The following is a 13,223-nucleotide window of genomic DNA, read 5'->3' on the forward strand; positions in this document are numbered from 1 at the left end:
TACCCCTAGACCCTTGTAGGGATAGGCGGACAATCCAGCCATTATACGACTGTAACGCTCGCCTGGGCTCCGATGTGAGAATATTGCTGCCAGCGGGATTAGGCTACCCCAGCAGATGCTGGTTACTGATTAGCACAATTGACCTTTAGCTGGGGAAGAAACCGGAGCGATGCTTGCCCGTCTTATCACCTGAAAAATGTGTGTAAGTAATCTTGGAGATCACGTCCTCCGGTGGATCTTCATTCTCAAAAATAATGACCTGCGTTTCTCGGACTGGCTTTGCTAACGACCGGTAGAAGTTCTCCTTGACATTCGCTGTCTTGACGGTTTTCTGCGAATCTGGCTCTCGGTAGGCCACAAGTGGTGAGTCCAGTACCACAATTCCCGAGTGACTACGTTTTTTCTTTCGACAGAATCGAAGTAGCCCAACCACAAATGCGGAATAGCTCAAGGCTCTGATCCCCTTGCCATGACTGGCTCGATCTTTGCCATTGATGACGATGTCCTGCTTTGTTTCGCTGAACGTAACTCGTCCGGTTTCGGGGAACTTCCACTCTCCGAGCAATTTCTCGACGACCTTGCAGAATTCATCTGTTTCGCTGGTACTCGCGGCGGTTTGTGATCCTTCCGTTGTCTCTCGTTTTCGACTCGCAGGCGGAGCGGCACTTCTGATCTCTTCAAGTTGTGCTTTGAGTCGACTCACCTGCTCAGCCAGTGCAGTCGCTTGTTCAAGCCGAACTTGCTTCTCCAGAAGTTGAGATATTTCCTCTTTAGTAACTTCTTCAGCGGGAAGCAATGTCTTCTCAATTTCTTGTGAAATTGTGTCATAGCTTCGCTTCGAGCGTACTATGCCTCGATTCAGAGTTTCGACCTGGCCCTCAATGTCAGATACAGTACTCTCTAGGTCACTCCGCAACATTTCGATCCGCTGGATTTCCGCGGCACATGCACGTTGCACTTGGCCAATATCTTCATTCTCGCCCCAAGCGTCCTCCGTGCCACATACCGGGCACTCAACAAGTGGAAGCTGCGACAAGTATTCGCCAGCTTCGGCCATGGCTTTTAGCCGTCGTGAGTCACTTTTGTAATGTTCGTCGAGCAGGGCAAACCGATTGACTAACCTATTGAGTAATTCAGTGCGTGCAGTGGATGCTTCAATATCAGCCCACAGATCCCGCCTTCGCACCTGCTCTTGTCTGAGGCGATCTCTGTCTACAGCGATCGACGTGGTTGTTTGATCGATAGTGACTCGAAGTTTTTCGAGTTGCGACGAGACTTCTGCTGGGGCGTCAACTAGCTCGTTAAGTGCATCTTCAGTGGACTCAATTATTTGCTGGATCGCTTCTGCTCGTGCCTGGCGATACGGTTCCGTCTCCTCCTCGTCCTTGCTGCTAATCACGCTGCTATCGTCGATCCCTGTGAGCAGATATCGAAAGAAAGATTCCTCGCGAGTTTTAGAGACGAACTGTCCAGTAGCTCGTACCGGAGAGCCTTCAGTGTAGATCCGCTCTTCGTTGATGATCGAGAGATGGGCGAAGTCACGAAAACTGCCCGAATGTACTTCGCCTTTTGCATTGATCCTAAGCCGAAGACCTTCGGCACCAATCAACTCCAGGAGAAATTGCGATATTGTTCGCTTCTTTCCAGTGGACCGAGACTCTTTGAGTTCCTCGACATCGGCCGCCGGATCGACCTCGTTGATTTTGCACTTGTGCAGTCGAAAGTCTTTGCCCCGAAGTGATCGCTCCAACGTAAAGGTCTCACCCGACCATGTTTCGATCTCAAGCCAAAGTGTCTCGTAACCACTGCTCTCAGGAATCGCCTTTGGTGGCTCCTTCGCACCCGTCATGAAATTCAGGCAGTGCACCAGGTACGACTTTCCTGTGTCCGAGGCCCCACTGATTACGTTGAGGCCTGTTCCGAAATCCAACGACGCCACCTTCACGTCACGGCCATGTGCCTCCAGCCGAACGAAGTGGAAACCTTTTGAAGGCATAGTTATTCCTCTCCACTCCAGTCGCCTAGAGACTCAAATTCAGCACCCCAGCGGTCCAGATGACGAGTAAAAAAGTCGTTCAGCTCGCCTTCTTCGGTGTCGCCGAAAGTCGCCACCACCCACTTTGCTCTCAGCTTCAACTGTTCGGTGTATTCTTCAGTTAGACATGCAACAAACGCCCCAGCAGACTCCGTAGCCAAAAAGCGAATTCCAGTGTCACTGAACTCTGGTGCGACGAGTCCTCGCTCCATTAGGAGGCGAAGCCCCTGATCAACAAGTCTCCTTCGCACAACCCACTCATTTGAACGGAACGGCGTCGCCGGGTGCAGGCTCTGAGGTCCTTCCTCGATGTCGCCAGAATGGACTGTCAGATAATCAAAGAAAACCATCCGCTGAGTGTCGAAGCCTTCAGGAAATGCTTCGTAGAGCAGGCACAAGGCTCTCAGGCCGCTCTCTACTGGTGAGTTAAATGGCCCTCGAGAAGCCGTTAATTGCCCTGCAGTCGTAGATGAACTGAAGTCGTTACTCATCTGAATTCACCCATTTCAGTTGCCCTGAATTAGCAAGTTGATGGCAGATGCCTCTGCGATCTGGCGGGGTTAGCACCGGAAGAAGGGCGTGGTCTGTGATCTGCATATCAATTGCCGCCTTCGTGACTGCTCGTACTTTCTGATATCCGTCGGCATGGCTGTCGAGGTAAGTCTCTTGAACTCCATTATGGATCTCGCCTTGCAAACGCTCGAATTCCTTCTCAGGAAGGTGATCGCGGGAAAAGGCCCTGAGCGACTCCGCAGAATAGAACGAAGCACGGCTCAGTTTGAAATGTGTTTCTAAAGTCGGCCACTTTGCGATCAATGCGTGTTCTACGGTCTCGCCAAGATTTTCGGAATACGCCAGCAGCAGGGCCGCTACGTATGGAATCTCCAGTGCGGTGCAGCTGTCAGGCGGCGTTTGTGGGGTGGGTCTCTGCGGAAGACCTCCTCCGAAGCGATAGACATACCAAGGCGTGGCACGGTGCTCTTCAATCAACTTCAACACTGGCACAAACGAGACTATTTCAAAGGGAAAGCGTTCAACGTATTGCTTCATTTTCCCAGTGAACTTTATTTCGGAGCCACAGATCCTAGTGCGGCAATGATTGTCCCAGTTCTCGATCACGCCTGCCTTTAGCTTGTCGGGGTTTTCTAGGAGTCGAGCCAGCGTGGTTCCGACGTCGTAAGGACAGACAAAGGAGTATTGGCGGGGAATGGTGAACTCGCCAATGAAGGTGTAGTAGATCAGCTTTCCAAGCTCGACCCAGACATCTCCGGGCTGTAGAGCATGGTCGTAGTGCTTGCACTGATAATTGTCCCAGGGCTTTTTGCCTGAAAGTTTGCCTGTGTGCCCGACAACATCACGCCCCATGTCACCGGCTCCGCTACATCGCATGACCGTGTGATACTTGGACTTCAGGGAGTGTGCCCATTCTTGAATGAACTGCTCCCACTCGGCGGGCGAAAACAATTTCACACGCTGTAAAGGCGGGATCGACAGCCCTGAAGACACCTGGTCAGCACGAACCGGGGTTGGCCGCGATGGTTCAAGCATTGGGACGAGCTTTGCCTTGCTCGATTGCGGCTCTTGCGATTTGGGAGATGACTTCTTTGCGGATTTCTTCTTCATGCCGCATCTCCGGTGAAGACCTGAGCAATGATCGTGGGCAACAGTGATTCACGTTCCTCGATCGCGTGAGTTTGAAGAGTCTTGACTTCCTGGACCTTGTCAAAAAGCTCTCCGAACCACACCTGTCTCGGGTACTTGGGTAACGGCACTGGAATCTCCAATAACCCCTTAGCACTCGTGGTTCGATTTCGATCTGCACTGCCGGGAGACACTTCACTCACCTGTTGTAGGCCATCGGCCGTGAGTAGATAAAAACACAGGAAGCGAGGCGTGACGATTCCGACCTGTGGAACATAGGTCAGGTATCGATGTGACCCAAAGCGACCGTCATCACCAGGTCCGGCAACGGCAATAGCCCCTTCCCATGCCTTGATATTGCTAATGAGCAAATCTCCCCGTCTCACAAGGTGCGGCTTCTCCCAGGTGATTTCGCTTCCTAGAACTGGTGCTGTGTGAAAGGTTCCCTTACCAAAAGAACGCACAGACACACCAGGATATTCTGCAAAAGGGTCAACGAGCATCGGTCTTCTGACGAGTGGAGCGATGTCCCCCAACCGGCTTCGCGGCATTCCTTCTGTAATCTGTAGGAATGCAGAAAGCAGTAGCTTGTTCGACTCATGCTGTACCACCGTCGTCTCGGCTTTCGCCTCCTCGCACTTGGCAGTCAGTGCGTCGAGATATTCAATCAGTCTTTGCTGCTCTTTCAGCGGCGGCAGCGGAATGGTCATCTTTAGTAGTTGTTCCGGCTGAATTCTTCGTCGGCGGTCTCCCATCCCAGTTGAAAGTTTCGCTGCCTGCTCCCAAGCCTTCTGCCATTTGAAGTAGGTAGCAAGGAATGCTGGAGTGATGCGTTTCGGGTCACTGTCGAAGTGCGGATATTCGTTCGAGATGAAACATCCATCGAACTCTTCACCAACCAAGCCGTAGGCTCCTTCAAAAGCGAAAAGACGGCTGTAAATGAACTGGCCTGCTCGAACTTGATACAGGTTGCTTGCACTCGTTGTCGTCCCGGAAATCGGCGACTTTGCAAACAGCCCTCGGCCGAAGGAGTAGATTCCAAAGTTGGCGTAATCTCTGTCTGCTTGGACCTTCGTCGCGGTCGTAACTTGCGTGAGGACTTCTCCCAGTGGGACCATTGGCCATTTCGTCATGGCTTCCTCCCCAAGAGTTCTTTGATTTCCCGCATGATGTCGGCGATCCGGAGTTCCTTCTTCAGGATGTCATCAGCCAATTGTTCCGGAGGCAGGTGTTCGAAGTCCGTCGTCGCAGTTGGGTTCTTAATGTCCAGGTTGCAGTTGTTTTCAAGTATGTCCTTCGCTGGGACTTTCCAAGCCCGCTCCGATTCCTTTCGTTTGCTCCACCACCTCAAACACTCGGTGAACTCTTCGTACTGGATGGGCAGCGTCTTCGTGTATTGGCGGCGTCCTTCCGGCAGGGGCTGTTCGTAGAACCAGACTTGCTTGGTGGGGCCAGTGCGATCAAAGAACAATAGGTTCGTCGGAATGTTGGTGTACGGTGCGAAGACGCCATTGGGCAAACGGATGATGGTGTGCAGGTTGAACTTCGTCAGTAGCTCCTGCTTGATCCGGCCACACACACCATCCCCAAAGAGAACTCCGTTCGGGACGACCACCGCAGCCCGACCTGGCTTCGGGGTGGCTCGCAGCTTCCGCATGATCAGCTGCATGAACAGCAGGGCGGTCTCAGCCGTCTGCTTATCCTCCGCGAAGTTCCCCTGAATGCCTCGTTCCTCCTCGCCGCCAAAGGGAGGATTGGTGAGGATCACATCCACGCGGTCGCGTTCAGTGATGTCCGTAAGTTTCTGCGAGAGGCTGTTTCCCTTGATAATCTGTGGTGATTCCAATCCGTGCAGCAACAGATTCATCTGGCACAGCATATACGGAAGTGTCTTGGCCTCATTCCCGAAGATGCTTCGTTCCTGAAGCGTTCTTCGGTCTTCGACCGTCAGGCATTGCTGCTCCAAGTGTCGGAATGCTTCGACCAGAAAGCCACCAGTCCCGCAGGCGGGATCTAGGACTGCCTCGCCCAGCTTCGGATTCATGAGCTCGACCATCAATCGAACTACGGAACGGGGAGTGTAGAACTCTCCGGAGTCGCCGGCTGCATCCCGCATCTCTTTGAGCATGCTCTCGTAGAGATGCCCCAAGGTGTGAATTTCCTCAGTCGAGTCAAAATGGATGGCCCCAATCTTGTTTATCACGTCCCTCAACAGGTAGCCGCTATCCATGCGGTTCGTGACCCCCGAGAAGACGGAAGCTACGACATCTCGACGGTCGTCACCTTTGCCCCCCTGCAGACCTCTGAGATATGCAATGAGCCCCGGTCCCTTGGTTCCATCAGGCCGCGTAGCTTCATCATTGTTGATGAACGATCGGAGAGCCTCACCACTGATGCCGTCTTCTTTTGCAGCCCAGTCTCGCCACCGATACGGTGATTCGATAACCGGCCGAAACTTCTGACGCTTCAGCTTGGCTCGTTCCTCCTCGATCTTCTCCTGGTCGTCGAGAAACTTGAGAAACATCACCCACGTCAACATGGGCAGTCGGTCCAAGTCGCCGTTGAGTCCCTTGTCCTTCCGCATGATGTCGCGGGCAGATTTGACGAGGCTCCCGAGCCGCTGGGCGGTTGTCAGGGGTTGAGCGACCTTCTTTGCAGCCGTCTTGGCCATTTCAAACAATTCCCTTCGCGTACTCCACGATGATCTCTTTCGCAACGACCGCAGCGTCCTCAATGGCATTTGGAGGGAGTGCCGCCACTGCAGTGGGGTCTTTAGGTGGATGCCTAAGGTCTAACTGGCCGTCATTTGCGATTTTCGTGATTTTCTCCAATTTTGAAGGCGTCATGTGTGCTTTCAGTGCTGCTTTGCCACCGGCCCATTGGTGTGCGATCGTTTCATAGACGGAATAGAACTCCGCCAATGCATACTGACGATTAACCACACCCTTCACGAAGTGCTCCACCGCAAGCAAGATCGCTGCGTTTCCTTGAAGCTTGGTGGCTTGTAACGCGTTACCAGTCGCCAAATGAGACTTGATCACGTGGTCTCGGATCTGCTGCAAGAGGTCAAAATGAGTGTAGGGTTCCAGTCCAACTCGCGGATTCTCCGGGTTGAACTCAATTCGATCTTCCAGATGGATCTCGACTACTTGCTGCCCTTGTTCATTGACTAATGTTCTGTTGCCTCCCAAAGCTGGTTCAAATAGAACGGCGACCTGCTGTTCCCACACTAGATCCCAGGCAAGCTGCTCAAGCTTTTCCATGAACACACTTGAACGGAACTCCTGCAATGCACTCGCTTCGCTAGAAGATGCTTCAACTGTCGCGTCATCAATTGAGGTCAAACTAAATTGACCTACAGTTCTGGATACAAGGCCTAAGGCAGTGTGAGGCAAGACTTGAATTTGACTGACAAACTTACCAACCGCATGAGTCATATATGGTCCGGAATCTTATATTAGCCAAGCTATGGACTTTCACTCCTGAAGCCGTCATCAATCGGCCGGCCGTATCAAGCTCCATGACGCTGGCGTGTTTTTAAGAAGTGGCGGCGGTTTACCAAAGTCGAGCCAAGGGGGATTAGTTGGCATCTCGGGTATCTGGATCCTTCCGTCCCTTTCAGCGTCTGGGTCGGCCTTCAGCATCTGGGTATATCTCTCGCTCGCCGTGATGTAATTATCCATTTGCGACTGATATGCGGCAATGGTGTCGATGTAATCCTTTAAGTCGTCGAGGTACCAAAACCATTCCTTGTTTGCTTGATACCTATAATGCCGGAAGTAGCTGTGATGCTGTGACTCATTACCGAAGGCCACCCCAGTCAAAACAGTCGCAAGACGCAAGGGTACAGGGCACACTCGACAGACCTGGCTGATGCGTTTGTTTACATTTGCCCAGACCTTGTTGCCCTTGCGATACCACAGATTAGTACCGCCAATCTTTACCAAGCAAAGTGCATCAGAAACAAGGAAGTACACGTAGCCACGACGCTTCCCGTTCATAAGTTGTGACATGTACTGGGGAAGCCCGGTTGTGTCATGCTTGTTTCTCATTCCTCTCATTACAATTCCGCCCCTTACTAGGTCTATGCTGCGTAAAGAAGTTGTTGTAGCAAATTGACTGCTTGAATCAGCCGGTCAGATCCACCGAACTTCCTCCCAATCTCGACTACGTTCCCGTGGGTGGAGATCGGGGGAACTTCCAGGACATCTGGAACTGAGAATTGGCTGGTTCCGTGTTCGGCGTACTTGTCCAGAAGTTCGTTCAGAATGGCCTTGGCTTCAGGTCCGAACTGATCGAAGAAATCGACCTTCTCCTTGCGGAGTTTCTCGGCCCTCTGTTTTCGGGTCAATAATGGGGCGTTGAAGGCCAGATGGCAGAGGAGGTCGAACGGGTCAGCGTCTGGGTGGCCAGTTTGGGCACAAAGTTCCCGGAAGTCGATCCCACGATCTTCCAGCTTCTCTACTGCAGCCGACCGTTGCTCGAAATCGGACCACTGTTTCCTCAGGTCTTCCGGGCTGGTGTAAAGCGTCTTAACCGTATCGGCGACGTACTGCGTGATCTGAACCGTCCGGAGTTTCGAACCATCAGCATCCAGGTCGAATGTTACTTCGGTGTCGATCCCTCCCGAGCCACCGTGAGCATAGTACTTTCGTGGTTCCGCGGTTTCATCGTCGAAGTTTGGTTTAGCTGGTCCTTCATCCTTGGGTGGTTTTTCTTCTTCCTCCACCACTTCAGAACCTTCAATCGTTTCCCCTTCGTCGTCGATCTTCTCAGTTGTCGCGAGGGAGGGTTCCCCATCGAAGTCCGGATCTGCGAAAAGCCGGGTTGCTGATCCGGTGTAATCCAGGATGTTGAAAAACAGTTTGCCTTTTTCTTCGCGGACCCGAGTTCCCCGCCCTATGATCTGCTTGAACTCGGTCATCGCTCCGATGGTTCGTACTAGGACGACGTTCTGGCAGGTGGGAGCATCGACACCCGTCGTCAGCATTTGCGACGTGGTGAGGATGACGGGGTAAGGTTCTTCGGGGTCTTGGAACTTGCTGAGGAAACCCCTGCCAATCGACCCTTCGTCCGAAGTGACTCGGGCCACATACTCTTCACCCGGAGATAGGTTCTGGACGATGTCGGCATTCAGGTTGTTCAGGATCCTTCGCATCTGGTCGGCATGCTCTTGGTCCACACAGAAAACAATGGTCTTGGATTTCCGGTCTGTCTTTTTTAGGAATTCCGTCAGATGACGAGCAATGGCCTCCGTACGGGCCTGAAGGGAGACGACTCGCTCGAAGTCCTTGGTCTGGTACTCGCCGTCAGGGATTGTCCGACCGTACTTGTCGAGTTGTCCTTTGTTGGGCCTCCAGCCGGTCGCATCGAACGTCGTCAGGACCCGATGAACTCGGTAGGGAGAGAGAAAGCCGTCTTCGATCCCTTGCTTCAAACTGTAGGTGTAGAGAGGATTGCCGAAGTAGTTGTAGGTATCACGGTTGTCTTCCCGAAGTGGAGTGGCAGTCATTCCGAGTTGATAGGCCGACTCGAAGTATTCCAGAATCTCCCGCCAGTTGCTTTCGTCCTTGGCACTTCCCCGGTGGCATTCATCCACCACGATCAGGTCGAAGAAATCGGGAGCATATTCTCGGTAGAGGCCTGGCCGTCGCTCATCCTTGGCAATGGCTTGGTAGATGGCGAAGTACATCTCCCGACTCTTAATCGCCTCCCCTTCGATCTTCATCCGGGCTTCCCCGAAGGGAGCGAAGTCCTTGTCTTTGGGGTCATCGACCAGAACATTCCGGTCAGCCAGAAATAGGATGCGGGGTTTCCTGGTGGTATCTTTTGAAGCGTTCCAGCCGGCCGACCATAGCTTCCAGCAGATTTGAAACGCGACCGTCGTTTTTCCGGTTCCGGTGGCCAGAGTCAGCAGGCACCGCTTTTGGCCTTTTAGGATGGCCTCGATGGATCGATCAATGGCAATTCGTTGGTAATACCGGGCGATCTTCTTTGGATTGTAGAAGTCCGGAACCAGCCGGGCGTTGGCGATTGCACCCGTAAGGCCCTGTCCCTGTTGGTAGCGAAACCAGAGTTCGTCAGGAGTGGGAAACCGTTCGACTTCTTTCTCCTCGGCAGTGAAGAAGTCGTATTCGAGGATGTCGATGCCATTCGTGGCATAGGCAAACTTCAGGCCCAGAATTGTGGCGTAGTCTTTTGCCTGCTGGAGACCGTCACCGGCGGGACGTTTGTCGGACTTGGCCTCCACCACTGCCAAAGTGATGTCGCGGGTATACCGGAGCAGGAAATCGGAGAACTTCTTCTTTAGCCTCCGTGGCTTTCCGCCAGGAACGACGATCCGACCATCTGTGAACGAAGTCTGTTCGTTGTAGAAATGCTTGTCGCCATCCCAACCAGAAGATTCCAGTTTGGGACGTACCAGCATTCGACAGGTATCGGCTTCGTTCATCGCCCTCGTCCGCTTACTTCGACCGGGGCAAACCTTCCTCGCTTTCGCCCTCAGGTGGGCCGACAGAATCTCGGTGCTTTCACTCGGCAGAAGTCCCTTGGTTGTATTGCTTTCACCCGCCAGTAGCAAGGCTGACTGGGCTTCAAAAAATGCCGGACGTTTAACCTGGTTCGCTCTCGCAGATTTGCATCACCGCCTTCCACTTGGCCTCGGCCATTTGTGAGGGGCCAGGTAGCGGCCATTGATGAAGAGCAGCCCAGTGAAGCAGGCTGCCCGATTGAAGAACCGGAATGTCTTGTTGCTGAATTCAGTTTCCGCTACCCAGTCACGAACATTACGAGTGGCACTTCGGCCGAAGGCGTATCGAGACTGATCGAACCAAGACGATTGGCACCTTCGCACCATTCGAAAAAAGTTGCCATCGGGACGATCGGCGAAGATCGATGCCTGGGGATTAAGGTAAACGCAGCCAGGCCTGAAGGCGTATTCGACGAGCCGAGCCGCGACGTCCTCCGCAAGCAACTGGAAATCGGGAGTATGTCTCACGATCATTACTGTGGAATTCAGTTGGGCGTCGTCTAAAGTAGAGGAGCTTGTAATCATGACTGTTAGTAAAGTGCGTTGTGGCACGGAGTTTTGCGGCGACGAAATGCCGGTTACGGCTGTTATTATCGTGGAGTTGCGTCATCGTTCTTAAAAGCTTGCCCCTCCTTGAGGAGTCGCACGATGTAATCGCTAAAACGAAGTCCGGACAGATGGGCCTGTGCCTTCGCCCAATTGAATGTCTGTTCCGGTACGTACACGTACAGGGCACGACATCCTGGGGGCAATCGGCCACGGCCTTTGTTTGCCTCGGTCTGGTGCGGTAGCACCGATGTTGTTTGGATTGACAATTGATCGCTCCTTGGACTGACTGTGGCCGGCTTCCATCGGAATACCGACCACAGTCAGAGCTTGCAAGTTCGTTGTGACTTCCACCTCGTTAATCAATAACTATTTACCTAGTATTCCTGTCCTGTCCTTTGTTCCTGCTCCAGATTTGAATCTGTTTCAGTTGTTCGTTCTTTTTCTCGTCCTGTGTTTTGTTTTTTTGCTTTTTCTTTTGCTTCTACTTTTGCTTCAGCTTTTTTCTTTGGCTTCTGCTTTTTGAAGTTTGTGGTCAGCTTGGATGGCCTGTCCGAACCGAACACGCACGGTATCTATTGATACCGGTACCCAGTTCATCGTGATGGGTTTCGCAATCCGTTGATGTCGTGATTACCGCGAAGTCACTTGATTCTCTGGTTCAGAACTCGGAAACTTCACTGCGGCAGGTGGCATGTCGTGAAGTTGGCGATCTTCGCCGGTGGCAAGCTCACAAACTCAGTCGTCCAGGTCGAATGTGTGTTCCTCGACCATTGCGAGCGTCAGCAGTTTGCTTCGCTTTTTGTGAGCCTTGTTAATAACTTGCAGGGCCATTCCCACTACTTGGTGAGATCGCTCGGCTAGGCGTTCAAGGGTCTTCTTTGGAGTTTCCACTTGAATCCCCCACTCATGGCATCGCTCGGCAAGCCAGACAATCAACTCTCCTAAGTCTGGCTTGGTGGTCGTGATCCGAAAACTGAAGCGGTTTTGAAACATCTTCTCTAATGACGCTGCCTCATGATTGTTCGATTCTCCGTCCCGGTCGTCCCGTTTGACGTAGGCGGAAGAGGCAATCCAAATTGCTGGAAAGTCTTCCAGCGGCTTGAGTAGTTTGTCATCCATTGACCGCCTAGCCAGCCAGTGAACTTCGTCCAGGTAGACAACCCGTAGATTTTCGTCTTTGACTCTGAGCTTAAGCAGGATCTGCTCCAATTCAGATTCGGAGAACCGCGAGCAGTCAAGAGGCAGGTAGTGATAGCGGACAGGAGTTGGAGCATCCCTCTCGTTTTCAAAATCAACGACATTCTCCCAACCCTCGTTACCGTAGAGATGATGGTTGAGCGTGCAGCACTTGCACTTGCCGCATGGGTTCATCGTCTCAAAGTCGAAGTTCAGACAGCCGAGACATTTGATTCCGAATGTGATCATGGACGTTTTTCCCGTCCGGGACGGTCCAGTCGTAAGGAGATTAAAACCACTCCGGTGTCCCTCCTTTCGGACGCACCAGATCAAGTCGTAGAAGTACACTTTAAGCTCCTGGTTCCCAAGGAATTGATCCCAGCGATCAGGAATCCAGCGTTCAATGTCTTTCATGACTGACCTCCGTTTATTGATGTTGATTCGAGTCGAGAAAACAGTTCAGTTTCATCGTCGGCATCGACGTGGTGACCTAATGGCTTGGGATGATGCGATTTGTCGACCGACGGTCCCTGTGGCGGTGTTTCGTGATCGTCGCCGTTGGCAGACGTCGTACGCGTGAGTTTCACAAACCGGACGCCGCTTCCGCGACGACCGATTTTGGTCGTGATGCCGGCGACCAAGAGCAGGTCCGCGAGATCGCTGATGCGGCGGCTAAGCTGAGGTACACCCTTCGGCCACAAGTGGTCTCGCATATCGAGGCCAATCGCCCTCGCCACTTTGTTCAGTGCGGCACGCAGTGCGGTGCATGACTTATCGAAAACTGCGTTCTGATGCATAAACACCAAGAGTGCATCAAGTAGCGGGTCCTGTTCTATCGCTTCTGCAAGTGCGATGTTTGTTCGCTGATCGCCGTAAGCTCGACCGATTAGCACCATGACGACCCGTTCAATTTCTCGCTCGGCGAGGACTACTTTTAGTCGGTCCCAAATGAACGCGGCAATCCATGAACTAACTCGCTCGGACCGAAGAGGCCACAGGCTTGTCTCCGAATTGCCCGAGGTCGGGAGGGCAATCATCGCCTGACCGGCCAGATTGACGAAAAGTTCCAGACGGCGGTCCAGAATCAACTGAAGAGCAGTCCCGACTCGGTCTGTCGCGATCGCGGAGTCTCCTCCAGTGCATTCATTGTTCATTGCCGAGCCCCTCGTCGGAGACTGAAGGAGCACGAACACATGAAACCAGCACCGTTCGAACCGCAAGCGGTAGGTGCGGCCAAGCGGCGACTATTTCAACGAGTTCCGTACTTCCGAGTGAAGGTGTCTCGGCGTTGAA

11 protein-coding genes are annotated in these 13,223 nt (G+C 52.8%); all 11 read right to left on the reverse strand.

Annotation, left to right across the window (positions count from 1 at the left end; genetic code table 11):
- Positions 1–145: 145 nt before the first annotated feature.
- Positions 146–1,996 (reverse strand): AAA family ATPase, encoded by a 1,851-nt coding sequence (locus M9Q49_RS23470; RefSeq protein ID WP_254511390.1) that lies wholly within the window; start codon positions 1,994–1,996, stop codon positions 146–148.
- Between the two features lie 2 nt (positions 1,997–1,998).
- Entirely contained in the window at positions 1,999–2,526 is a 528-nt protein-coding gene (locus tag M9Q49_RS23475) for an ABC-three component system middle component 2 (protein ID WP_254511391.1), read from the reverse strand.
- The gene (locus M9Q49_RS23480; RefSeq protein WP_254511392.1) at positions 2,519–3,658 is read right to left on the reverse strand and encodes an ABC-three component system protein; all 1,140 of its coding nucleotides are present in this window, start codon (positions 3,656–3,658) and stop codon (positions 2,519–2,521) included. The genes M9Q49_RS23475 and M9Q49_RS23480 overlap by 8 nt, the downstream gene beginning before the upstream one ends.
- Positions 3,655–4,809, reverse strand: a complete 1,155-nt coding sequence (locus M9Q49_RS23485; protein ID WP_254511393.1) for a restriction endonuclease subunit S — start codon at positions 4,807–4,809, stop codon at positions 3,655–3,657. The genes M9Q49_RS23480 and M9Q49_RS23485 overlap by 4 nt, the downstream gene beginning before the upstream one ends.
- The gene (locus M9Q49_RS23490; RefSeq protein ID WP_254511394.1) at positions 4,806–6,347 is read right to left on the reverse strand and encodes a class I SAM-dependent DNA methyltransferase; all 1,542 of its coding nucleotides are present in this window, start codon (positions 6,345–6,347) and stop codon (positions 4,806–4,808) included. Before M9Q49_RS23490 ends, M9Q49_RS23485 begins: the two co-directional genes overlap by 4 nt.
- A 1-nt stretch (position 6,348) precedes the next feature.
- Positions 6,349–7,113 (reverse strand): hypothetical protein, encoded by a 765-nt coding sequence (locus tag M9Q49_RS23495; RefSeq protein WP_254511395.1) that lies wholly within the window; start codon positions 7,111–7,113, stop codon positions 6,349–6,351.
- A gap of 57 nt (positions 7,114–7,170) precedes the next feature.
- Positions 7,171–7,689: a hypothetical protein gene (locus M9Q49_RS23500; protein ID WP_254511396.1), complete on the reverse strand. Its 519-nt coding sequence runs from the start codon at positions 7,687–7,689 to the stop codon at positions 7,171–7,173.
- A 71-nt stretch (positions 7,690–7,760) separates the two neighbouring features.
- Positions 7,761–10,127: an EcoAI/FtnUII family type I restriction enzme subunit R gene (gene hsdR, locus M9Q49_RS23505; protein WP_254511397.1), complete on the reverse strand. Its 2,367-nt coding sequence runs from the start codon at positions 10,125–10,127 to the stop codon at positions 7,761–7,763.
- A 1,001-nt stretch (positions 10,128–11,128) separates the two neighbouring features.
- Positions 11,129–11,317, reverse strand: coding sequence for a hypothetical protein (locus M9Q49_RS23510; RefSeq protein WP_254511398.1), 189 nt, complete (start codon positions 11,315–11,317; stop codon positions 11,129–11,131).
- 172 nt (positions 11,318–11,489) lie between these two features.
- Positions 11,490–12,344, reverse strand: a complete 855-nt coding sequence (locus tag M9Q49_RS23515; RefSeq protein ID WP_254511399.1) for a hypothetical protein — start codon at positions 12,342–12,344, stop codon at positions 11,490–11,492.
- On the reverse strand, positions 12,341–13,084 hold the full coding sequence (locus tag M9Q49_RS23520) for a hypothetical protein (protein ID WP_254511400.1): 744 nt from the start codon (positions 13,082–13,084) through the stop codon (positions 12,341–12,343). Before M9Q49_RS23520 ends, M9Q49_RS23515 begins: the two co-directional genes overlap by 4 nt.
- Positions 13,085–13,223: the final 139 nt, after the last annotated feature.

Origin of the sequence: Anatilimnocola floriformis (assembly GCF_024256385.1) — a bacterium.
Classification (GTDB): Bacteria; Planctomycetota; Planctomycetia; order Pirellulales; family Pirellulaceae; genus Anatilimnocola; species Anatilimnocola floriformis.

Excerpts from the sequence above, each read along its gene's own strand:
- M9Q49_RS23470 (WP_254511390.1), bottom strand. The coding sequence starts at position 1,996 with ATGCCTTCAAAAGGTTTCCACTTCGTTCGGCTGGAGGCACATGGCCGT.
- M9Q49_RS23475 (WP_254511391.1), bottom strand. The coding sequence starts at position 2,526 with ATGAGTAACGACTTCAGTTCATCTACGACTGCAGGGCAATTAACGGCT.
- M9Q49_RS23480 (WP_254511392.1), bottom strand. The coding sequence starts at position 3,658 with ATGAAGAAGAAATCCGCAAAGAAGTCATCTCCCAAATCGCAAGAGCCG.
- M9Q49_RS23485 (WP_254511393.1), bottom strand. The coding sequence starts at position 4,809 with ATGACGAAATGGCCAATGGTCCCACTGGGAGAAGTCCTCACGCAAGTT.
- M9Q49_RS23490 (WP_254511394.1), bottom strand. The coding sequence starts at position 6,347 with ATGGCCAAGACGGCTGCAAAGAAGGTCGCTCAACCCCTGACAACCGCC.
- M9Q49_RS23495 (WP_254511395.1), bottom strand. The coding sequence starts at position 7,113 with ATGACTCATGCGGTTGGTAAGTTTGTCAGTCAAATTCAAGTCTTGCCT.
- M9Q49_RS23500 (WP_254511396.1), bottom strand. The coding sequence starts at position 7,689 with ATGTCACAACTTATGAACGGGAAGCGTCGTGGCTACGTGTACTTCCTT.
- hsdR (WP_254511397.1), bottom strand. The coding sequence starts at position 10,127 with ATGAACGAAGCCGATACCTGTCGAATGCTGGTACGTCCCAAACTGGAA.
- M9Q49_RS23515 (WP_254511399.1), bottom strand. The coding sequence starts at position 12,344 with ATGAAAGACATTGAACGCTGGATTCCTGATCGCTGGGATCAATTCCTT.
- M9Q49_RS23520 (WP_254511400.1), bottom strand. The coding sequence starts at position 13,084 with ATGAACAATGAATGCACTGGAGGAGACTCCGCGATCGCGACAGACCGA.